Source organism: Oscillospiraceae bacterium NTUH-002-81, from assembly GCA_032620915.1.
Classification (GTDB): Bacteria; Bacillota; Clostridia; order Lachnospirales; family Lachnospiraceae; genus JAGTTR01.
The window spans coordinates 1,236,735-1,259,675 of record CP136052.1; the positions used below are offsets into that span (position 1 = coordinate 1,236,735).

Genomic DNA, 22,941 nt, shown 5'->3' on the forward strand with positions numbered 1-22,941 from the left:
CCTCTGCATTTGAAGCATCCGCAAAAAGGAAGTGAACGATATGGTCTGCGACGAGGCTTTCTACCGGCAATATCTGAACGGCGACGACGCGGGGCTGGAGGCCCTGATGAAGAAATACGGCGCCCCCCTGACCCTGTATATTGACGGCTATCTGCACGACGTTCACGAGTCTGAGGAGCTGATGCTGGACGTTTTCGCCTATCTGTTCACGAAAAAGCCGAAGATACGGGACGGCGGCTTCAAGGCGTATCTCTATAAGGCGGCACGGCACATGGCGCTGCGCCATAAGAGCAAGCGGAAGCCCCTGTTCAGCCTCGACGAGCTGACCGGCGAGCCGGACGGGCGGCTGCTGACGGAGGAGGTTATCCGGACGGAGGAGCGAAACCGCATTCTGCATTTCTGCATGAGCGAAATGAACCCGGACTATCGGGAGGTTTTATATCTCACCTATTTTGAGGATATGAGCTACGCGCAGGCGGCGGAGGTCACGGGGAAAACGGTAAAACAGATCACCAACATGGTGTATCGCGGAAAAGAGAGTCTGCGAAGGCTGCTGGAACGGGAGGGAATCACAAATGCGGAGTCATGAGGAACGTGTCGCGGAGACCAAGCGGCGCATCGCCAAAATTGAGCGGGAGAAACGGCGGCGGCGCAATACGATCACCATGGCTTCCGCTGTGGCGGCGTGCCTTGCGCTGCTTGTAGGCGCGTCCCTCGCCATGCCTGGTATTGCCGCAAACCTCCAGACCGGCGATTATTCCGGCTTTGAAACGGCAGCCAGCATCTTTCACGGCGGCGCTGCCTTGGGATACATCGTCATCGGGCTGCTGGCGTTTTTGCTTGGCGTGTGCGTGACCATCCTGTGCTTTCGCATCCGGCAGATGAACCGGGAGGACGATCAGAACGAGGAAAGCGAGGGGATTCATGGAGCTGATTGAGAACCTGCTGCAATTACTGACCACGTTCGTCGGCGCACTGCTTTCGGGCATATCCTACCGGAAAAGCCACCGGCAGGCGTACTTTCTGCTGCTGTGCTTCTACGGCTGCTTCGCCTTCGGCGCGCTTTACTGGACGCTGTATCTGCTGCTGTTCGATACCACACCGCGGGTCTTTTATGTATCGGAGTTCGGCTGGGTGGCCAGCGTAATTTTCCTGCGCATTTTGCAGGCCACGCTCACCAGTCAGGACGAGCGCAGCTTCCGCTGCCGCAGGGCATGGCTTGCGCCTGCGTTCGGCCTTCCGCTGCTGGCGTTCTACTGCGCCTTTGGAGACATCCTCTCCAATCTGATCTGGTGCGGCATGATGATGAACCTCTCCTTCTGTGCCATACGCGGTCTTTCCTATGCGAAAACGCAGACGGGCGCGGCGCGGAATGTGCGGCACTTCCACATCGGCGTGCTGTGCTTTGCGTTCGCGGAGTATCTGCTCTGGACGGCGGGCTGCTTCTGGCCGAACACCTCTCCGGAAAGCCCCACCTTCTGGTGCGATATGCTGCTGACGCTCGCCATTCTCGGCCTGCTGCCTGCCACGAGAAAGGCGGTGGAAGCATGACCTACATCGAGAATATTTTTATCTGCATGGTGTCCCCGCTGCTGGTGGCCGCTTTGTGCATGGGCAGGCGGCAGCTCCGCTTCTTCCTGTTCTGCATTGCCGGGATGGGGGTGTGCCTGCTTTCGGCCTATATCAACACCTTCCTTGCGGCGGTGTGTCAGGCGGACGCCCTTGCCGCCACGGCGGAGATTGCGCCGGTGGTGGAGGAAATGATGAAGCTGCTGCCGCTGGTGTTCTATCTTCTGGTGTTCGAGCCGGAGGGGGATAAGATCAAGACTGCCGCAATAACGCTCGCCCTGAGCTTTGCCACCTTTGAAAACGTCTGCTATCTGATCCAGAACGGCGCGGACCGCTTCTCCTTCATCTTCTTCCGGGGCTTCGGCACGGGAGCGATGCACGTCCTCTGCGGACTGATCGTGGGCGGCGGGCTTGCATACACGTGGCAGCGGACGTGGCTGAAGATCGCAGGCACCTGCGGCCTGCTGGGCGCGGCCATTACCCTCCACGCCATCTATAATCTGCTCATTGTCCACGGCGGCGCGGCGCAGTACATCGCCTACGCCCTGCCGGTGCTGCTGGTGGCGGCGGGAAAGCTGTCCGCTTTCCGCTTGTCGCAGAGGGAATAACCGAACATTCACCCATTGAGAGCTGCTTTTTGGCAGCTCTCAAATTTTTTGAAAAATTTTTCGTTTTGGGTGAGAGTTTTTTCGTTTTTTTGTACCTATATAAGTGAAAGGGTTTTTATCACAGTTCCAGACAAACCGGAAAGGGGTTCAAACAATATGTACGATACCGCAAGACGGGTCGCACTCGTCAAGCAGCGGGTGCGGGAAAACACCCGCCGGAGGCAGCGGCGCGGCATTTATGGACTGAGCGCTATGTGTATGCTGCTGTTCGCGGCACTGATGCAGGCGGCGGGCACGGTCGCCGGGCGGGGACAGACCGCCGCATGGGGCAGCTTCGGCGCGATGCTGCTGCGGGAGGACGCGGGCGGCTATGTGCTGGTGGCCGTCGTCTCCCTTTGCCGCGGCAGCGGCGATCACCGCGCTGTGCTTCCGGCTCAGAAACAGAGAAAACCAGAAAAAAGACGGGGCGGACAAACCGAACCGACACGAACAGGAGGAGAAAAGCCAATGAAGAAACAAATACTCAGCATCCTGCTCCTATGCTGCATGGTGCTGACCATGCAGCCTGCGCCTGCCTTCGCGGCGGAGGGAGAGACCGGCGCACGCGCATCGAACCCGGGCGGTCTGTGCGAACACCACCCGGAGCATGACGAGGCCTGCGGCTATACCGAAGGGGCAGAAGATGCCCCGGGGACACCCTGTGGCCATGTGTGCGAAATCCGTGAATCCGGAGACGGCGGCGCAGACCCGGTTGACTCGGCAGAAGCATCCGGCGTTACAGCACCAAAGGTTTCGAGCAATATAGCCAGTCCTGCTACCACACAATACACCTATGTGCTGCATTACGACGGATATGGCGGAGCCAATGTGCCTCCGGATCAGGTTGTGTACAGCTCAGAGAGAAGTGTATGGATTCCCGTATCAAGTATGATTCCGGTTCGTGACGGATATATATTCGAGGGGTGGGGAAACAGTCCAAATGGTACGGCGTTATATAAGTACGGCGTTGCCGGGGCTTATCATAGCGTCCTGGTCCCATATAACTTTACACCCGTTACCACCTCGACTATCTATGCTATATGGAAAGAGAATCCGGAGCCGCCGACCAGCGCAGCCGCGCCGAAGTTTCGCATCAATACCAGAACAAACGAGTGGGAGGTCTCCTATGACGACGGCGCAACCTGGACGTCTCTCGGCGTGAGGGCAACCGGTGAAAAGGGCGAGCAGGGCGCCGACGGTCAGGACGGCAAGGACGGTGCAGACGGCATAACACCGCAGCTCAGAATCGGCAGTGATAGCATCTGGGAGATTTCCTATGACGGCGGACAGACCTGGGCTTCCCTCAACGTGAAGGCAACCGGGGATAAAGGTGAGCAGGGCGCCGACGGTCAGGACGGCAAGGACGGTGCAGACGGCATAACACCGCAGCTCAGAATCGGCAGTGATAACATCTGGGAGATTTCCTATGACGGCAGACAGACCTGGACTTCCCTCAACGTGAAGGCAACCGGGGATAAAGGTGATACCGGAACAGCAGGCAAAGACGGCAGGGATGGTGCCAATGGCAAGGACGGCACGGACGGGCTTGCCCCATACATAGGCACAAACGGCAACTGGTGGCTGGGCGACACCGACACCGGCGTGCGGGCTTCCGTCAAGGGCGACAAGGGCAGCCCCGGCAGAAGCGGAGCGACCGGTTCTGACGGCAAAAGCGGTAAGGATGGGGTCGGGATCTCCAAAGCGGAGATCAATGCGGCCGGCGAGCTTGTCCTCAGCTATACCGACGGCACGACAGTCAATCTCGGCAAGGTGGTCGGCGCGGATGGTAAGGACGGTCTGACCCCATTCATCGGTGAAAACGGCCACTGGTGGATCGGTGAAGCCGATACCGGCGTAAGTGCCGCAGCGGATTCAGCCGCTCCCGCAAGCTCTGACAGCGTCTGTGTGACTTCACCCGTTCTGATTGTCATCGGTTTCGCCGCCGGCCTTGCGCTGCTCGGCAACATCGGCTTGATTCTGTATATTGTACTGAAAAAGAAAAAAGCCCCGTTTGATACTATTTCCTGATTAAAAGCCTGATTTTACTCAGGAAGGCAGCGCTTGACAACTATTTTCGGGCGGCTGCATGAGAAGAACAGACAAAACGAAGGTTCTAAGGAGGAAACGACATGAAGCGAACGCTATTATCGCTGCTGCTCTGCCTCAGCATGGTGCTGACCATGCTGCCTGCGCCTGCCTTCGCGGCGGAGGGAGAGACCGGCGCACGCGCATCGAACCCGGGCGGTCTGTGCGAACACCACCCGGAGCATGACGAGGCCTGCGGCTATACCGAAGGGACAGCGGAAATTCCCTGTTCTCATGAGCACACGGAGGAATGTCATAGTCTCATAACCCGGTGCGTCCATGCGCATACGGCGGAATGCTACCCGGCGGAAAGCGTGTCGGAGAATGCCGACGGCTTATCAGAGGCCGAAAACGCAGCACCGACGGAATGCGTCCATGAGTGCACCGAGAAAAGCGGCTGCATCCTTCAAGCATCAGACTGCAAGCACGCGCATGGCAAGGATTGCGGCTACGCACCGGCTGCCATGGGAAAACCCTGCACCTATGTATGTGAGATTTGCGATTCCAAGGACGGCAAAACGCCAATGCCTCTGCTCGGCGCAGTCCGTCCCGCTGCCACCCAATACACCTATACGCTGCATTACGATGCCAACGGCGGCAGCGGCGCGCCGCCAAGTGAGAGCAAGATCAGCTCGGAATTATCTGTATGGATCCCCATATCAGAAAAAATTCCAACCCGTGACGGATATACCTTCAAGGGTTGGGCAGATAGTCCGAATGGGGAACCAAGGTATCTTCGCGAAGAGGGATATTATTGGAATTACCTGATGGTACATCCGTCTTTGAGCGAAACCATCTACGCCATATGGGAGGTGCACAATCATAGCTGGGGCGAATGGACCTCCAACGGCAACGGAACGCACACACGCACCTGCGCCACGGACAGCAGCCATACCGAAACAGGCAGCTGCTCCGGCGGCAAGGCCACCGGCACGGAGAAGGCCATTTGCGAAACCTGTCATACGGCCTACGGAGAGCTTTTGCAGCTCACCAAAACGGTCATCACCACCCCGCCCACGCTGCCCTCCAAGGGGTATGTCGGCGATCAGTACCTTGATGGAGATCTCAAAGGCGGCGAAGCAAAGGTCGATGGTACGGACACTGTTGTTCCCGGCTCGTTCCGCTTCAAGCACAATTGGGGCGGCGTAGTAGACCCGGGCGAAAACCGCATGGAAATCCTCTTTACCCCCGACGACGCGGAGACATACGCCACAGCGGAATGTATCGTCATCGTGACGGGGATCAAGTACACGATCACAAGCGTCATAGAGGAAGACCTCCCCGACGTGCCGTTGGGCACGGCGTTTGAGGATCTGTGGCTTCCTCACTTCGTCGAGGTAAAGACCAACACCGGCAGGATCTTCTTTCCCATCCCCGTGACATGGGACAGCTCCTCCTATGACCCGAACGCTCGTGGCGAGCAGATCATTACCGGCCAGCTGCATGTTGAAGAAAGCCGCTACGAGGATGAGCTGGAGCCGACAAGCACGGTCAAGGCCATCGCCAGAATCACACTCATTGGCGACGGAGCCATTGTGCCAACGCTTGAGCCGCCCACCTACTCCAGGCAGATATACAGCGGTGATTTTTGCCAGCTCGCCTTTTCCGACGAGTATCTTTCCGGCGGAAAAGCCACGGCAGATGGCGAAACGGTTCCCGGCGTGTTCACTCTGAACGAGGAGCAGGAAAAATACGGCTACTGGAACAGAGGCGGCGGGCTTGTTCAGGTGGGGTTGCTGGCGCTCAAGGTCACCTTCACCCCCTATGACCGGCTGAGGTTCAGCACGGCGGAATGTACCGTCAACGTGGACGTCATTCCCCGCAAATTCAGGCAAGCCAATACATCGTATATTGACAATAAAAAGATTGGAACAGCCTTTGAAGATCTCGGTCTGCCGAACGCGTTCTATTTCTTCGCGGCGGCCGATGAACCAAACCACGAGGGAAGCGGGCTGAACGGCAATGTGCCCGGCATCATCAAGTGGGACGATTCAAACTACGACCCCAATTCGTATGAGGAGCAGACCATCTACGGTACAGTCAACCGCGCCGAATTTGAGAAGTACTACATCGTACCCGAGGGCGCCGACCTCAGAGGCGTGGTAAAGGTCACGCTGCAGGCCGACCCGGTGGAGACGGAGATCACGCAGCCGCCCGTCTTCCGGTGGAAAAACGGCGATTTTACGCTGCCCGACAATACCATGTTCGTCAATCGGATCTTCGAGATGGGAGCCACAGGCGGGGCAAGCGCCGTTTTTGCGGACGGCGTGGCAAAGGTCAAGGGGACGGATACCGTCGTCCCCGGCACGTTCTCCTTCCAGGAGGGCACGCCCGGATGGTTTGACGAGCTGGGCGAGAACGTTGTGACGGTGGTATTCACGCCGACTGACCAGCGCGGCTACCGGAAGGCGGAGACCACGATCAAGGTCAACGTCATCAAAAATACCTTCAAGCGCTGCGAGGAGCCGGATCCCATTACGGAGAAGAAACTCGGTACGACCTTTGCAGGGCTTAATCTGCCGGAAATTGTGGTCGTCGAGGCCATCGACGGTCTCAGGGTTGGCATAGAGGTTTCGTGGGAGGAATCGTCCTATGACGCGCAGTCCACGGCTTGGCAGACCATCCCCGGTACGCTGGTATTCGACGCTAACGACGAGCACAGATATCAGCAGCCGGAGCCTGCGGTAACAGCCGCGATCCGGGTGAAGCTCCTGGGTTCGGAGAATGCGCCGGCGATTACTACCACGACGCTGCCCGGCGGCACGGTCGGCACGCCGTACCACCATCAGCTTCAGGCAACTGGGGGAGGCTTCATTCTGTGGGAACTTTTCAGCGGCGAGCTGCCCGATGGCTTGACGCTGAAACAAACCACCGGCGAGATCAGCGGCACGCCCACTGCGGAACAGACCGCCCAATTTACCGTTCGAGCTCTCAACAGCGTGGGCAACGATAAGAAGGAGCTGTCTATTACGATAACCAACACCCCCGCAGTCGAGCACACCGTCACCGTCAGCAATGACGGCAACGGCACCGGTGCCGCAACTCCTTCCACCGCTACCGCCGGTACGACGATCACCCTGACCGCAACGCCCGACGAGGGATACCACTTCAAGGAGTGGCAGGTCATGCGCGGCAATGTGACTATCAAGGACGATAAGTTCACCATGCCGGACAGCGAGGTGGAGATCAAGGCCATCTTCGAGAAAGACGCGCCTTCCGCAGGGGATCTGGTAGACCCTGTGGTTCGGATCATTCCGACCAGAGGAGGTATGTATTTTGCGCAGCAAGGCACACGGACGGCGGCGGATTTCTTCAAGCCGGGGGAGGTGCCCAAGGGTGCAAAGATCACGGCCATCACACCGCCCGCGTCTCCATCTATTCTGGACAGCATCAGCGTAGATAATGACGGGCTTCTGAGCTATGCTAAAAATGAGGCGGGTGGCGAGCAGCTGAAAACAGACGTCTACACCGTCACCATCACCAGCGATGACTACGCGCCCATTACCGCTCCGCTGACCGTGCGCCAGTATCTCTTTGCAGGCTTCAGAGCACCACTCGATGTAAGCGACTGGGTCTACGGAGATACCCGCACTTACAAGTGGAAGGCGATAAATCCCGGCGAAAACGGCACCTGGTCGGCGATTATGCGAGAGCAGGGAATCTTTGAAATTTACGAGGAAACCGTCGATACGACCAGCGAGCCGGGGGTGTCCCACTATACGACGAAGGTCAGGGCGATCAAGGCGGGCCGGACCTATATCGATATTCTCTATGTATCCGATACCACGGCGTCGTGGTCGCCATGGACGCATAGTTCTGTTTTCGCCGGTGGCACGGTCGTTGTGCGAGGTCTCACCGTGACGGCAGGCAGCGCAACCATCACCAAGGGCGATGCGCTGCCAACAGACCTTGTGAGTTGTACCGGCCTGCTGGATAGCGAAGGACGCACGGATGACCAGGATACGGTGCTGGACAACGCCCTTTCCTATCGGCTGCTTGACGCAGACGGCGCGGAGGTCACGGTGGATACGGCGAGGAATACCCCCGGGACCTACACCGTTGTCCCCGCTGCCATCCTCAAATCCGGCTGGGACGAGCGGTATTCGCTCAACAGGGTCAACGGCACGCTGACGGTGGAGGATAAGGTCGAGGAGCTGTTCACCGTCACTGTGACCAGCGGCGGCAACGGCACGGCGTCCGCATCTCAAGCAAAGGCCGTGGCCGGCACAGAGATCACCCTGACCGCCACGCCCAACAAGGGCTACCACTTCAAGGAGTGGCAGGTCATGAGCGGCAGCGTGACCATCAAGGACAATAAGTTCACCATGCCGAACGACAACGTGGAGGTCAAGGCTGTCTTCGAGGAGGACGTTCCTGCACCTACTGAGTTTACCATCACCGTGAAAACGGACGGAAACGGAACGGCTTCCGTCTCTCATGCAAAAGCCGTGGTCGGTACGGAGATCACCCTGACCGCCAAGCCAAACACCGGCTACCACTTCAAGGAGTGGCAGGTCATGAGCGGCGGCGTGACCATCAAGGACAATAAGTTCACCATGCCGAACGCCAACGTGGAGATCAAGGCAATCTTCGAGGAGGACGTGTCTGCACCCACCGAGTTCATCGTCACCTTTGACGCGGGCGATGGTACGCCCTCTGTCGGCAGCATGACCACCACCAATCAGAAGCTAAGTTCGCTGCCCAGTGCCTCCCGGAGCAAGCACAACTTCGATGGCTGGTACACCGAAAAGAGCGGCGGTACGAAGGTTACGACGGATACCGTATTCTCTGCAAATACCACCGTCTACGCCCACTGGACGTACATCGGCGGCGGCTACAACCCGCCCGTCTATTACACGCTGACCTTTGAAACGAACGGCGGGGATAAGCTTTCTCCCGTCAGCGGCAGCTACAACGCCCTCATTGACCTGTCGAAGTATGTGCCGAAAAGAAGCGGCTATGCCTTTACGGGCTGGTACAGCGAACGCAGCCTGACAAACAAGGTTTCCGGCGTTTATCTGACGAAGGATATGACCGTGTATGCAGGCTGGCGCGTGACCATAGTCCCGCAGACCGACGACAGCAGCGTGTTAGGCTTGTGGGGGATCTCCCTCTGCACATCTCTTGCCGGATGCCTTGCGCTGATCACATGGCAGATCAGGCGGCGGCGTGAGGAAAAATCGCTGCAAAGCATCGAAAAGTAAACAGGCTCACCTTTAGGGGCGCGGGCAAATAGCCCCGCGCCCCTTTTTCGGCTTCATTCGTCAGGAATCTCTGTGCATACGTCCCCACCGACCAATAGGTCTGGATTCCTCCGATAAGCGAATGTCGGGAATATAGTAATCACCACAACGAATATAGTTCAGTTCCTGCATCATATGTACCTCCAATAAGATTCAAACATTCTGTTAAAGATAGAAAAAGGCGATACCTGGTTGTGAAAACCAAGTATCGCCAATTTTTCTTGTTGCACTCCTGTACGGCAGCTACCCTATGTCAGTAATGTCCTCATACTGTCTTATTGGAAACTACCCTTTCGGGACTTTTTTTGTTTTTTGGATAATTACTGCCAGTAGATCAGTGCCCCGTGCCGGTCTGTGTCTCTATGCAATTTTCCTTCATCGTACAGCGCTTCCAGGCAGGTGAGTACCTTCTGGGCCATGAGATATTGCCGCAGCCCCAGTACCGGGCGTAGCTCTGTACGGGTGCGGTGATAGATCTTGCAGGTGATCTCATAGGCGGTGAGGGGATGCCGGGAGGCTTTCAGCACCAGCTGGGCGGTGCCGCACAGATGCCGGTAGGAAATGCGGATGTCCTCAATGGCCTTCCGAATGTCTGCTTCCCCGCAAATCGCGTCATTGTGGGCGGGAAAGAGCCAGTGCAGGTGCAGGTCAGCCACCTGCTGCAGGGCATCCTCGTAAATGTGCAGAAAATGCTGATCCCGGGTTTCGGTGAGGATGACCGGGGCCAGGCGGCGGATGATATGGTCGCCGCAGAACAGGATGCCGTGGGCCGCCTCGTACAGCCCCAGCTGTCCCGGGGTGTGGCCGGGCAGCGCCATGGCCTGCAGCCGGTAGGGGCCGATGGCCAGCACGTCCCCGGGAGAGAGAACTTTCACATCGTGGAAAAAGGGACGGTAATCTCTCGGATCAAATACCCGCTGGCCGATGATGGAAATTTCTGCATCGTGGAAGCCACAGGTGTAGCCGATATCCGTGCGGATGCGGGTCAGACCGGTGCGGGCGTCCTCGTACTCCGGCGCACTCATGTAGATGGCAGCACCTTTTTGCCGGAACCACCACACCATGCCCACGTGGTCAATGTGGTAATGGGTGAGCAGCAGGGCAGTTTTCTCCGGCTGCAGATGAAAGGTCTCAAATACATGCTCAAAAAAGGCCAGCGAGGAGGTAGTGTCATAACCGCAGTCGATGAACAGCGTCTGTTCTCCCTGGTGGATCATATAAATATTCACGTCATTCTGGGTGGATTTCTCCGCCGGGATCGTGCCCATATAGATATGGGGAAGAATTTCTTTCATAAAAAACCTCATTTGTCATTTGTTGTACATTTAGTATACCCGTGTTAGAATAAGAAGGAAAGTAAAAAATGAGGAGGAAATACACATGTTTCGTTCCAATACCAAAGTGATCAGAATCGGAGACCGGGTCATTGGCGGGGGCAATCCCATCCTGATCCAGTCCATGACCAATACAAGAACCGAGGATGTGGCCGCCACGGTGGCCCAGATTCAGGAGCTGGAGGCGGCGGGCTGCGAGATCATCCGCTGCACCGTGCCTACCATGGAGGCGGCGAAAGCACTGCCCGAGATCAAAAAACAGATCCATATCCCGCTGGTGGCGGACATTCATTTTGACTACCGGCTGGCCATTGCCGCCATGGAAAACGGCGCGGATAAGATCCGCATCAATCCTGGTAATATTGGAAGCCGGGAACGGGTGCAGGCAGTGGTGGATGTGGCCAGGGAGCGGAACATTCCCATTCGTGTGGGTGTCAACAGTGGTTCTCTGGAAAAGGAACTGGTGGTGAAATATCACGGTGTGACGGCAGAGGGCATTGTGGAGAGCGCCCTGGACAAGGTACACCTGATTGAGGATATGGGTTATGACAATTTGGTCATCAGCATCAAGTCTTCCGACGTGCTCATGTGCGTCCGGGCCCATGAGCTGCTGGCGGGAAAGACGCCCTATCCGCTTCATGTGGGGATTACTGAGGCGGGCACGGTGCTTTCCGGCAACATCAAGTCGTCGGTGGGGCTGGGCATCATTTTGTATCAGGGCATCGGCGACACCATCCGGGTATCCCTGACCGGCAATCCGGTGGAGGAGATCAAGTCGGCCAAGCTGATCCTGCGGACGCTGGGCCTTCGAAAGGGCGGCATCGAGGTGGTATCATGTCCCACCTGCGGGCGCACCAGCATTGACCTTATTGGCCTGGCAAACCAGGTGGAGAATCTGGTGCAGCGCTATCCGCTGGACATCAAGGTGGCAGTCATGGGCTGCGTGGTCAACGGCCCGGGCGAGGCAAAAGAGGCAGACATCGGTATTGCAGGCGGCATCGGGGAGGGACTGCTCATCCGTAAGGGGGAAGTCATCCGCAAGGTGCCGGAGGATCAGCTTCTGTCCACATTAAAGGACGAGCTGGATCACTGGGAGGCGTAAAAATACATGGCAAAAGCGTTCATGGAAGTATTTCCGGGACTGAAATTAAGTGAAGATATCCAGGATCTGTTTGCACAGACAGAGGTGGAGCGGGTGGCGACCACCCGCAACCGGGACATTCTGCGCATTTATATGAACAGTGAGCGGCTCATCCAGAAGCCCCAGATCTACAAGGCAGAGCAGACTATCCGGCAGCAGCTGTTTCCGCGGATGCGCATGTCCATTAAGATCATTGAAAAATTCCGGCTGTCGGAGCAGTATTCCCCCCGGACGCTGATGGATGTGTATTATGACAGTATCCTGACGGAGTTCAAAAATTACAGCCGGGTGGAGTATAATCTGTTTTCCCAGGCCAAATGGGAGTTTACCGAGGATCGGAAGCTGACATTACACATCCCGGACAGTGTCATTGCCCGGGAAAAAAGTGACGAGATCGTCCGGGTGCTGGAAAAGATTTTCTGCGAGCGCTGCGGCATGGATCTGATCACCGCCGTGGAGTATGAGGCGCCCAAGGAGAGCAAATACCGGAAAAACAGTGAGGAGCAGATCGCAAGGGAGATCCAGGAGATCGTGCGCCACACGAAGGGAGCCGGGGAAGGGCCGCTGCTGGAAGCCAAGGGGGCAGACCTGCCCTGGGACGATGCGCCAAAGGCGGAGAAGCCGGCGGAAAAAGCGGAGAACAGGGACAAAGAAACAAAAGAAAAAGCTGCCGGGCAGACCGGCGCGTCCAGGGACAAGGGCGGCCAGAACGGACAGGCAGCAGGCGGCAGAACGTTCCAGAAGAAGGAGTTCCGCAAAGGCGGCTTCCAGAAAAACGGCGGCGGCTTTGCCGGTGGCTACAAGCGCTCCGATAATCCCGATGTTTTATATGGAAGAGATTTTGAAGACAACGCCATCCCCATGGATCAGATTCTGGGTGAGATGGGCGAGGTGACCGTCCGGGGCCAGATCAGCAGTCTGGAAACCCGGGAGATCCGGGGCGAGAAGACCATCATCATCATGAATGTGACGGATTTCACCGACACCATGAGCATCAAGATTTTTACAAAAAACGAGTTTTTAAGTGACATTCTGGGTGGACTGAAGCAGGGTGGCTTCATTAAGCTGAAGGGTGTCACCACCATTGATAAATTTGACAGTGAGCTGACCATCGGTTCCGTGGTGGGCATCAAGAAGATCCCGGATTTCCGGGTGCGGCGGATGGACACCAGCGCCCAGAAACGGGTGGAGCTGCACTGCCACACGAAGATGAGCGATATGGACGGTGTGTCCGATGTGAAGGATCTCATCGGCACGGCCATTTCCTGGGGACACAAGGCGCTGGCGGTCACCGACCACGGCATTGTCCAGGCGTTCCCGGACGCCAATCACGCGGTGCCCAAAGGCAGCGATTTCAAGGTGATCTACGGCGTGGAGGCGTACCTGGTGGACGACTTAAAACAGATCGTGCAGCACGCCAAAGGCCAGAAGCTGGACGACACCTATGTGGTGTTCGATATCGAGACGACCGGTTTTTCCAATCTGAAAAACAAGATCATCGAGATCGGCGCCGTGAAGGTGGTGGGCGGCGTCATCACGGAGAAGTTCAGCACCTTCGTCAACCCCCAAGTGCCCATTCCCTTTGAGATCGAGCATCTGACGGGTATCAATGACAACATGGTGCTGGATGCGCCCACCATCGACAAGGTGCTGCCGGAATTCATGGCATTCTGTCAGGACGCCGTCATGGTGGCCCACAATGCGGATTTCGATATGGGATTTATCAAGCGGAATTTAAGCCTTCTTGGCATGGAACGGGATTTTACCATCGTGGACACGGTGGCCATTGCCCGGATCCTGCTGCCCAACCTGAACCGGTTCAAGCTGGACACGGTGGCGAAGGCGCTGAATATTTCGCTGGAAAATCATCACCGGGCCGTGGACGATGCGGGCTGTACGGCGGAGATTTTTGTAAAATTTGTGGAAATGCTGAAAAAGATGGACGTCTACACGCTGGACGATCTGAACCGGATCGGCAAACTTTCCGACGATGCCATCCGCAAGCTGCATTCCTACCATGCCATCATTCTGGCGAAAAACGAGACGGGGCGGCTGAATCTGTACCGGCTGATCTCCGCCTCTCATCTGAAATATTTCCAGCGGCAGCCCAAGATCCCCAAATCCCTGCTTATGCAGTACCGGGAGGGACTGATCCTGGGGTCTGCCTGCGAGGCCGGAGAGCTGTTCCGGGCGCTGGTGCGGGACAGCACCGAGGAAGACATTGCCCGGATCGTGAATTTTTATGATTATCTGGAAATCCAGCCCATCGGCAACAACATGTTCATGCTGCGGGACAACGAGTCGGCGGCCCAGACCGAGGAGGATCTGCGGGACTACAACCGGCGGATCGTGGCGCTGGGCGAGCAGTTCAACAAGCCGGTGGTTGCCACCTGCGATGTGCATTTCCTGAACCCGGAGGACGAGATTTACCGCCGGATCATCATGGCCAGCAAGGGCTTCAAGGACGCGGACGATCAGGCACCCCTGTTTTTGCGCACCACCGAGGAAATGTTGAAGGAATTCGAGTATCTGGGCAGCCGGAAAGCGGAAGAGGTGGTCATCACCAACACCAACCGGATCGCGGACGCCATCGAGCCCCTGTCCCCGGTGCGGCCCGACAAATGCCCGCCGGTCATCCCGGATTCGGACAAAATGCTCCGGGAAATCTGCTACACCAAGGCCCATGAGATTTACGGAGAAAATCTGCCGGACATCGTTACCGAGCGGCTGGAGCGGGAACTGAACTCCATCATTTCCAACGGGTTCGCCGTAATGTACATCATCGCCCAGAAGCTGGTGTGGAAATCCAACGAGGACGGCTATCTGGTGGGCTCCCGTGGTTCCGTCGGTTCCTCCTTCGTAGCAACCATGGCCGGTATCACGGAGGTCAATCCGTTAAGCCCTCATTATTACTGCGCCTCCTGCCACTACAGCGATTTTGATTCCGAGGAGGTCAAAGCCTTTGGCGGCCGTTCCGGCTGTGATATGCCGGATAAAACGTGTCCGGTGTGCGGCGCACCGCTGAAAAAGGACGGGTTCGACATCCCCTTTGAAACGTTCCTGGGATTCAAGGGAAACAAGGAGCCGGATATCGACCTGAACTTCTCCGGGGAATACCAGAGTAATGCCCACAAATACACGGAGGTCATTTTCGGTGCCGGGCAGACGTTCCGGGCGGGCACCATCGGTACCGTGGCGGAGAAGACAGCCTTTGGCTATGTCCGGGGGTATTTTGAGGATAAAGGCATCCGAAAACGAAGCTGTGAGATCGAGCGGATCGCGTCGGGCTGTGTGGGCATCCACCGGACGACGGGCCAGCACCCCGGCGGCATCATCGTTCTGCCTCTGGGCGAGGAGATCAACAGCTTTACGCCGGTACAGCATCCGGCCAACGATATGACCACGGACATCATCACCACCCATTTTGACTATCACTCCATTGACCACAACCTGCTGAAGCTGGACATTCTGGGGCACGATGATCCCACCATGATCCGTATGCTGGAAGACCTCATTGGATTTGATGCGAAAAAAATCCCGCTGGACGACCGGAAGGTGATGACGCTGTTCCAGAACACCAGCGCCCTGGGCATCACGCCGGAGGACATCGGCGGCACCCGGCTGGGTTCCCTTGGCATCCCGGAGTTTGGTACGGAATTTGCTATGCAGATGCTGATTGATACCAAACCCACGTCCTTTTCTGATCTGGTGCGAATCGCCGGACTAGCCCACGGAACGGACGTATGGCTGGGCAATGCCCAGACGCTGATCCTGGAAGGAAAAGCCACCATTTCCACGGCCATCTGTACCCGTGACGATATCATGATCTACCTGATCAGCAAGGGGCTGGATTCCGAGGAATCCTTCAAGATCATGGAGGCTGTCCGAAAGGGTACCGTGGCCAAAGGAAAGTGTGATAACTGGCCGGAGTGGAAGGCGGATATGATCGCCCATGACGTGCCGGACTGGTATATCTGGTCCTGCGAGAAGATCAAGTACATGTTCCCCAAGGCCCATGCGGCGGCTTATGTCATGATGGCCTGGCGGATCGCCTACTGTAAGGTGTACCATCCGCTGGCCTATTATGCGGCCTATTTCAGTATCCGTGCTACCAGCTTTAACTATGAGCTCATGTGCCTGGGAAAGGAGCGGCTGGAATATCATATGAAGGATTACGAGGCCAGACGAAAAGCCAAACAGCTCAGCAACAAAGAGGAAGATACGTTAAAGGACATGAAGCTGGTACAGGAAATGTACGCCAGAGGCTTTGATTTTGTGCCCATTGATATTTTCCGGGCGGAAGCGTCCCGGTTCCAGATCATCGACGGAAAGCTGATGCCTGCCCTGGCAACCATCGACGGCATGGGAGACAAGGCGGCGGAGGCCATTGTGGATGCGGCCAAGGACGGCCCGTTCCTGTCCAAAGACGACTTCCGGCAGCGCACCAAGGTGCCCAAGACCGTGGTGGATCTCATGGACGATCTGAACCTGCTGGGCGACCTGCCCGAGTCCAACCAGCTGTCACTGTTTGATTTTACGTAGACAGTTTGCAGCATCAGATTGTATCGGTGTGTGCCTGGTTCGCGCCGGCTTGCGGCAACAGATGGTATTGTTGTGTGGATGGTTTCCGAGAGTCTGTGGTGTTAGCTTGTATTGACGGATAGATGTGTTGTGAAGGCAGGCGTTTTGGATGCATAATTGTAAAATCGGTTTTGAAAAATAAATGGAAGATATAGAAAGGATTCACATGGCTATAGAAGCAATCTTCTTTGATTTAGATAATACGTTGCTGGATTTTAACCGGGCAGAGCGGGCGGCACTGCAAAAGGTGCTGCCCGGCTACGGCATTACCCCCACACCGGAGGTGCTGGCCCGGTATCATGAGCTCAATGACTACCACTGGAAACAGCTGGAGCTGGGAAATCTTACGAGAGAACAGGTTATGCAGTACCGGTTTGACCGGCTGCTGGAAGAACTGGGGGTGTCCGGTGACGGCGCCCGGCTCTCGGATGCGTATGAAAATCAGCTGGCCGCAGGGGAAAACTTCTATATAGAAGGGGCAAGAGAACTGCTGGACGACCTGAAAGAAAAGTATGTGCTTTGCTTGGCCACCAATGGCGCTGCCCATGTGCAGCGGCAGCGGCTGCACAACAGCGGGCTGGACAAAGATTTCGCTCATATCTTCATATCAGAGAAACTGCAGGCGGACAAGCCATCGGCCGCTTTTTACGATGCCTGCTTTGCGGCATTGCCGGGCATCAAAAGAGAAGAGACCGTCATGGTGGGCGACAGCCTCACTTCTGATATCAAAGGAGGAAAAAGCGGCCGGGATGCGGACCGTGTGGTATTGCCCGAAAGGGCATCCGAGGCCGGCACGGGCACAGATGGCAGCGGTGCCGGATAAGATCATAGAAACACTGGGAGAACTGAAAACGGCTCTGGGGTGACCCCGGAGCCGTTTTCAGTTCAGCCGCGCATATCCCGGGCTTTCAGTTCAGCCGCACCCATTCGCAAAATCGCGCCTGTCGGCGCTTTTCGCTGCTGACGCAGCTGGCTTTTGCTCATTACCGGGCGCTCTGCCCTGGGTTTTCAGTTCAGCCGCGCCCATTCGCAAAATCGCGCCTGTCGGCGCTTTTCGCTGCTGACGCAGCTGGTTTTTGCTCATTAGCGGGCGCTCTGCCCAAGCTTTCTCCCGCCCGGATTTTTATGCGAGCATAAAATCCGTCCGAAAGCAAGCTTGGCTGAACTGAAATTATAAAATTATAAAATCTTTATAAACCTATTGACAAAGAATAGGGGAAGTGTTAGTTTATCTACATAAGATATTAGCACTCCTAAGTAATGAGTGCTAACAAATCAAAAGGAGGGAGCAGAATGGAACTGGATGACAGGAAGAAGAAAATCCTGACAGCGATCATCCGCAATTATCTGGAGACAGGTGAGCCGGTGGGATCGAGAACGATTTCCAAATATTCCGATCTGAATTTAAGTTCTGCGACCATCCGCAATGAGATGTCGGACCTGGAAGAGATGGGTCTGATTCTCCAGCCCCATACGTCGGCGGGCCGGATTCCTTCGGATAAAGGATATCGCCTGTATGTGGACACGATGATGGAGGAGAAGCAGCGGGAGATCACAGAGATGAAAGAGCTGATGATCGAGAAGGCTGACAAGATGGAGCAGGTGCTGCAGCAGGTAGCTAAGGTGCTTGCGGACAATACCCATTATACCTCCATTATTTCTTCCCCGAGATATCACAGGAGCAAGCTGAAGTTCATCCAGCTGTCTCTTGTGGACGAACGCCAGCTTCTGGCGGTTATTGTCGTGGAGGGAAACATTGTCAAGAACAAGATCATTGACCTGGACGAGGCCATGGACAATGAGATGCTTCTGAAATTAAACATCCTCCTGAACACAAGCCTGAACGGGCTGACGCTGGAGGAGATCAACCTGGATATGATTTCCCGGTTGAAGAAACAGGCCGGGATCCACACGAACGTGGTGAGCAGCGTCATTGATGCTGTGGCGGAGGCCATACAGGTCAGCACCGAGGACATGGAGATTTACACCAGCGGTGCGACGAACATTTTGAAATATCCGGAGCTCAGTGATAATGACCGGGCAACGGAGCTGATCGGCACCCTGGAGGAGAAGCAGGAGCTGGCGAACCTCATCGACGATACGATGGAAAACAACAGCAACACCGGCATTCAGGTGTATATCGGTCAGGAGACGCCGGTAAAGGCGATGAAGGATTGCAGTGTGGTGACTGCCACCTACGATCTGGGAGACGGCATGCAGGGAACGGTTGGCATCATCGGGCCGAAGCGAATGGATTACGACAAGGTGATCCAGACGATGCGGACACTGATGGTACAGCTGGATGGAATTTATAAACGATCTGGGACACCAGAGGAAAGTGGTGATCAGTAATGGGAAACGAAGAATTCAAGAATGAAGATGCGGTAAAACAGGCAGTGGAAGAGGCGAAACGCCAGGCGGAAGCAGCTGCGGAGGAAGCCGCAGAAGAAGAGACAGCAGAAGCTGCAGAGGCGGAAGAGGCAGACGCACAGGATGCGGAAGAGCCCGAAGAGGATGCGGAAGCTGCCGCAGAGGACGGCCAGGAGAAGAAGGGGCTGTTCGGTAAGAAAAAGAAGGACAAAAAAGACAAGAAAGATATCCAGATAGAGGAGCTCACCGACCGGGTGAAGCGCCAGATGGCGGAGTTTGATAACTTCCGCAAGAGAACCGAGAAAGAGAAAGCAGCCATGTTTGAGGTGGGAGCCAAGAGCGTGGTGGAGAAGATCCTTCCGGTCATTGATAACTTCGAGCGAGGTCTGGCAGGTCTGACCGAGGAGCAGAAGGCAGAGCCTTTTGCCCAAGGCGTAGAGATGACCTACAAGCAGCTGATGACGACGCTGGAGAGCATCGAAGTGAAGCCCATTGAGGCGGTTGGAAAGGAATTCGATCCGAACCTCCACAATGCCGTGATGCATGTGGAAGATGAGAACCTGGGCGAGAATGTCGTCGCAGAGGAATTCCAGAAAGGTTACACCTACCGTGATTCCGTGATCCGTCACAGCATGGTAAAGGTAGCCAACTAAAAAGCTTTCAGGACGCGTCAGCGTTTTGATATAAAGACAGGTAATCAGCAACAGAGAGATAGATTTGATAGGAGGCTTTATTTATGAGCAAGATTATTGGTATTGACTTAGGTACAACAAATTCATGTGTAGCAGTTATGGAAGGCGGTAAGCCGGTAGTTATCGCCAATACAGAAGGTGCAAGAACCACACCGTCCGTTGTGGCATTCACCAAGACAGGAGAGCGTCTGGTGGGCGAGCCGGCAAAGCGTCAGGCAGTTACCAACGCAGAGAAGACCATCTCTTCCATTAAGAGATATATGGGTCAGGATTACAAGGTATCCATCGACGATAAGAAATATTCTCCGCAGGAGATTTCCGCAATGATCCTGCAGAAGCTGAAAGCAGACGCAGAGAACTATCTGGGCGAGAAGGTAACAGAGGCTGTCATCACCGTTCCTGCTTACTTCAATGATGCACAGAGACAGGCAACCAAGGATGCCGGCAAGATCGCAGGCCTGGATGTAAAGCGTATCATCAACGAGCCTACCGCAGCAGCGCTTGCTTACGGCCTGGACAATGAGAAAGAGCAGAAGATCATGGTTTATGACCTGGGCGGCGGTACTTTCGATGTATCCATCATCGAGATCGGCGACGGCGTCATCGAGGTTCTGGCAACCAACGGTGATACCCATCTGGGTGGCGATGACTTCGATAACCGGATCACCCAGTGGATGATCGACGAGTTCAAGAAGACAGAGGGCGTAGACCTTTCCAATGATAAGATGGCACTGCAGAGACTGAAAGAGGCTGCTGAGAAGGCAAAGAAAGAGCTGTCTTCCGCAACCACCACCAACATCAACCTGCCGTTCATCACAGCAACCGCAGAGGGCCCGAAGCATATGGACCTGAATCTGACAAGAGCAAAATTCGATGAGCTGACCAAAGATCTCATCGACCGTACCGCAGTTCCGGTACAGAACGCATTAAAGGATGCAGGCCTGACTGCAGCAGAGCTTTCCAAGGTACTGCTGGTCGGCGGTTCCACACGTATGATCGCAGCACAGGAGAAAGTAAAACAGCTGACAGGCCATGAGCCCAGCAAGACCCTGAACCCGGATGAGTGCGTTGCCATCGGTGCAGCTATCCAGGGTGGTAAGCTTGCAGGCGATGCAGGTGCCGGGGATATCCTTCTTCTGGATGTAACACCTCTGTCCCTGTCCATCGAGACCATGGGCGGCGTTGCTACCAGACTGATCGAGAGAAATACAACGATCCCGACCAAGAAGAGCCAGATCTTCTCCACCGCAGCAGATAACCAGACAGCCGTTGATATCCACGTGGTACAGGGTGAGCGCCAGTTTGCAAGAGACAACAAGACCCTCGGCCAGTTCCGTCTGGATGGTATCCCGCCGGCAAGAAGAGGCGTTCCGCAGATCGAGGTTACCTTTGATATCGATGCCAACGGTATCGTAAACGTATCCGCCAAGGATCTGGGAACCGGCAAGGAGCAGCACATCACCATCACTTCCGGATCCAATATGTCCGAGGCCGATATCGACAAGGCAGTAAAAGAAGCTGCTGAGTTCGAGGCACAGGATAAGATCCGTAAGGATGCAGTAGATACAAGAAATGATGCGGATTCCATGGTATTCCAGACCGAGAAGGCTATGGAGGAAGTGGGAGATAAGCTGGATGCTGCTGACAAGGCAGAGGTTCAGACCGCTTTGGATGAGCTGAAGAAGATGATCGAGGCTACACCGGCCGAGAGCATGACAGAGGCTCAGGTAGCTGATATGAAGGCTGCAAAAGAGAAATTAATGAACAGCGCACAGAAGCTGTTTGCAAAAGTATATGAGCAGGCTCAGGGAGCAGCAGGTGCCCAGGGTCAGGGCCAGCCGGGACCGGATATGGGTGGATACACTCAGAACGATGCAGGCAAACCGGAAGATGACGTGGTAGACGGCGATTACCGGGAGGTCTAAAACGCAAGGGGCGGCCTGCACGGACAGGGTCGCTTAAGCACCGGAAGTCCGGCTGCGGAGGACATCTCCTGCAGCCGGACTTTGGTGCGTTGCATACGGTATATCATGAGAAACAAGATGAAAGGTGAATAAAATGGCGGAGAGCAAGAGAGATTACTATGAGGTGCTTGGCGTAGACCGGAGTGCGGACGAGGCAGCCATTAAAAAAGCATATCGTGTACTGGCAAAAAAATACCATCCCGATGCCAATCCGGGAGACAAGGAAGCGGAGAAGAAGTTCAAGGAGGCTTCCGAGGCTTACGCGGTGCTGAGTGATCCGGAGAAGAGAAAACAGTACGATCAGTTCGGCCATGCTGCTTTTGACGGAAGTGCGGGGGCAGGCGGCTTTGATTTCAACAATATGGATATGGGAGACATTTTCGGAGATATTTTCGGAGATTTCTTCGGCGGCGGCAGAAGCCGCAGTGCGAACAGTGGCCCGATGAAGGGTGCCAACGTGCGCGCCAGTGTTCGCATTACCTTTGATGAAGCCATTTCCGGCTGCGAGAAGGAGCTGGAGCTGACGCTGAAAGATGAGTGCCCGACCTGCCACGGATCCGGCGCCAAGGCGGGAACCTCCCCGGTTACCTGCTCCAAGTGCGGCGGAAAAGGCCAGGTGGTATTTACACAGCAGTCATTGTTTGGTATGGTAAGAAATGTACAGACCTGTCCGGACTGCCACGGCACCGGTAAGGTCATCAAGGACAAATGTCCGGACTGCTACGGAACCGGCTATATTGCCAGCAAGAAGAAGATCCAGGTGTCCATTCCGGCCGGTATCGACAACGGCCAGAGCATCCGTATCCGGGACAAAGGAGAACCCGGCGTCAACGGCGGCCCCAGAGGCGATCTGCTGGTGGAGGTTGTGGTTTCCAGACATCCGGTATTCCAGCGGCAGGATATGAACATTTTCTCCACCGTGCCCATCAGCTTTGCACAGGCAGCACTGGGCGGCGAGCTGCGGATCAATACCGTGGACGGCCCCGTCATTTATGATGTGAAGCCCGGCACCCAGACCGACACCAAAGTGCGTCTGAAAGGCAAGGGTGTGCCTTCCCTGCGGAACAAATCTGTCCGCGGCGACCACTATGTCACTCTGGTGGTGAAGACACCGGAGCGGCTGAGCAATGAGGCCAAGGAGCTGTTAAAGCAGTTTGACATGGCCAGCGGCAACAGCCTGAACCAGTCGGAAGAGGCGGCAGGCAAGGACAAGGAGAAAGGCAAGGATAAGCCGAAGAAGAAGGGTTTCATGGATAAGCTAAAGGAGACCTTCGAGGAATAGCAGTGCGGCAGTTGCAACCAGACAATCAGTTTT

14 protein-coding genes and 1 pseudogene are annotated in these 22,941 nt (G+C 55.8%); 13 read left to right on the forward strand and 2 right to left on the reverse strand.

Annotated elements, in window-relative coordinates:
• Positions 1-40: 40 nt before the first annotated feature.
• From RJD28_05915 to RJD28_05940, 6 genes are all read left to right on the forward strand, one after another.
• The gene (locus RJD28_05915) at positions 41-589 is read left to right on the forward strand and encodes a sigma-70 family RNA polymerase sigma factor (GenBank protein ID WNV59028.1); all 549 of its coding nucleotides are present in this window, start codon (positions 41-43) and stop codon (positions 587-589) included.
• Positions 576-938 carry a DUF4179 domain-containing protein gene (locus RJD28_05920; protein WNV59029.1) on the forward strand — a complete coding sequence of 121 codons (363 nt, stop codon included), beginning with the start codon at positions 576-578 and terminating at the stop codon, positions 936-938. The genes RJD28_05915 and RJD28_05920 overlap by 14 nt, the downstream gene beginning before the upstream one ends.
• The gene (locus RJD28_05925; protein ID WNV59030.1) at positions 925-1,551 is read left to right on the forward strand and encodes a histidine kinase; all 627 of its coding nucleotides are present in this window, start codon (positions 925-927) and stop codon (positions 1,549-1,551) included. The genes RJD28_05920 and RJD28_05925 overlap by 14 nt, the downstream gene beginning before the upstream one ends.
• The gene (locus RJD28_05930) at positions 1,548-2,177 is read left to right on the forward strand and encodes a PrsW family glutamic-type intramembrane protease (protein WNV59031.1); all 630 of its coding nucleotides are present in this window, start codon (positions 1,548-1,550) and stop codon (positions 2,175-2,177) included. Before RJD28_05925 ends, RJD28_05930 begins: the two co-directional genes overlap by 4 nt.
• Before the next feature lie 156 nt (positions 2,178-2,333).
• Positions 2,334-4,244, forward strand: coding sequence for a hypothetical protein (locus tag RJD28_05935; GenBank protein WNV59032.1), 1,911 nt, complete (start codon positions 2,334-2,336; stop codon positions 4,242-4,244).
• Between the two features lie 101 nt (positions 4,245-4,345).
• Positions 4,346-9,505: an InlB B-repeat-containing protein gene (locus RJD28_05940; GenBank protein WNV59033.1), complete on the forward strand. Its 5,160-nt coding sequence runs from the start codon at positions 4,346-4,348 to the stop codon at positions 9,503-9,505.
• A gap of 69 nt (positions 9,506-9,574) precedes the next feature.
• Here the strand turns inward: RJD28_05940 and RJD28_05945 are convergent.
• Together RJD28_05945 and RJD28_05950 are read right to left on the reverse strand one after the other, a co-directional pair.
• A pseudogene (locus tag RJD28_05945) lies at positions 9,575-9,679 on the reverse strand (TnpV protein).
• Positions 9,680-9,864: 185 nt separating this feature from the next.
• On the reverse strand, positions 9,865-10,839 hold the full coding sequence (locus tag RJD28_05950) for an MBL fold metallo-hydrolase (protein ID WNV59034.1): 975 nt from the start codon (positions 10,837-10,839) through the stop codon (positions 9,865-9,867).
• Positions 10,840-10,924: 85 nt separating this feature from the next.
• Between RJD28_05950 and ispG the strand changes: the two genes are divergently transcribed.
• The 7 genes from ispG (at position 10,925) to dnaJ (ending at position 22,908) form a co-directional block, all read left to right on the forward strand.
• Entirely contained in the window at positions 10,925-11,980 is a 1,056-nt protein-coding gene (gene ispG, locus RJD28_05955; GenBank protein WNV59035.1) for a flavodoxin-dependent (E)-4-hydroxy-3-methylbut-2-enyl-diphosphate synthase, read from the forward strand.
• A 6-nt stretch (positions 11,981-11,986) separates the two neighbouring features.
• A complete protein-coding gene (locus RJD28_05960; protein WNV59036.1) occupies positions 11,987-16,561 on the forward strand; it encodes a PolC-type DNA polymerase III in 4,575 nt (1,524 codons plus the stop codon).
• Between the two features lie 205 nt (positions 16,562-16,766).
• A complete protein-coding gene (locus tag RJD28_05965; protein WNV59037.1) occupies positions 16,767-17,423 on the forward strand; it encodes an HAD-IA family hydrolase in 657 nt (218 codons plus the stop codon).
• A 470-nt stretch (positions 17,424-17,893) separates the two neighbouring features.
• Positions 17,894-18,952, forward strand: a complete 1,059-nt coding sequence (gene hrcA, locus RJD28_05970; protein ID WNV59038.1) for a heat-inducible transcriptional repressor HrcA — start codon at positions 17,894-17,896, stop codon at positions 18,950-18,952.
• Positions 18,952-19,623, forward strand: coding sequence for a nucleotide exchange factor GrpE (grpE, locus tag RJD28_05975; GenBank protein WNV59039.1), 672 nt, complete (start codon positions 18,952-18,954; stop codon positions 19,621-19,623). Before hrcA ends, grpE begins: the two co-directional genes overlap by 1 nt.
• 83 nt (positions 19,624-19,706) lie before the next feature.
• Positions 19,707-21,587 carry a molecular chaperone DnaK gene (gene dnaK / locus RJD28_05980; GenBank protein ID WNV59040.1) on the forward strand — a complete coding sequence of 627 codons (1,881 nt, stop codon included), beginning with the start codon at positions 19,707-19,709 and terminating at the stop codon, positions 21,585-21,587.
• Positions 21,588-21,720: 133 nt separating this feature from the next.
• The gene (dnaJ, locus tag RJD28_05985; GenBank protein ID WNV59041.1) at positions 21,721-22,908 is read left to right on the forward strand and encodes a molecular chaperone DnaJ; all 1,188 of its coding nucleotides are present in this window, start codon (positions 21,721-21,723) and stop codon (positions 22,906-22,908) included.
• Positions 22,909-22,941: the final 33 nt, after the last annotated feature.

Coding starts and splice junctions, on each gene's coding strand:
- grpE (WNV59039.1), top strand. CDS start 18,952: ATGGGAAACGAAGAATTCAAGAATGAAGATGCGGTAAAACAGGCAGTG.
- RJD28_05920 (WNV59029.1), top strand. CDS start 576: ATGCGGAGTCATGAGGAACGTGTCGCGGAGACCAAGCGGCGCATCGCC.
- RJD28_05930 (WNV59031.1), top strand. CDS start 1,548: ATGACCTACATCGAGAATATTTTTATCTGCATGGTGTCCCCGCTGCTG.
- dnaK (WNV59040.1), top strand. CDS start 19,707: ATGAGCAAGATTATTGGTATTGACTTAGGTACAACAAATTCATGTGTA.
- RJD28_05950 (WNV59034.1), bottom strand. CDS start 10,839: ATGAAAGAAATTCTTCCCCATATCTATATGGGCACGATCCCGGCGGAG.
- RJD28_05925 (WNV59030.1), top strand. CDS start 925: ATGGAGCTGATTGAGAACCTGCTGCAATTACTGACCACGTTCGTCGGC.
- RJD28_05915 (WNV59028.1), top strand. CDS start 41: ATGGTCTGCGACGAGGCTTTCTACCGGCAATATCTGAACGGCGACGAC.
- RJD28_05960 (WNV59036.1), top strand. CDS start 11,987: ATGGCAAAAGCGTTCATGGAAGTATTTCCGGGACTGAAATTAAGTGAA.
- RJD28_05940 (WNV59033.1), top strand. CDS start 4,346: ATGAAGCGAACGCTATTATCGCTGCTGCTCTGCCTCAGCATGGTGCTG.
- ispG (WNV59035.1), top strand. CDS start 10,925: ATGTTTCGTTCCAATACCAAAGTGATCAGAATCGGAGACCGGGTCATT.
- RJD28_05965 (WNV59037.1), top strand. CDS start 16,767: ATGGCTATAGAAGCAATCTTCTTTGATTTAGATAATACGTTGCTGGAT.
- dnaJ (WNV59041.1), top strand. CDS start 21,721: ATGGCGGAGAGCAAGAGAGATTACTATGAGGTGCTTGGCGTAGACCGG.
- RJD28_05935 (WNV59032.1), top strand. CDS start 2,334: ATGTACGATACCGCAAGACGGGTCGCACTCGTCAAGCAGCGGGTGCGG.
- hrcA (WNV59038.1), top strand. CDS start 17,894: ATGGAACTGGATGACAGGAAGAAGAAAATCCTGACAGCGATCATCCGC.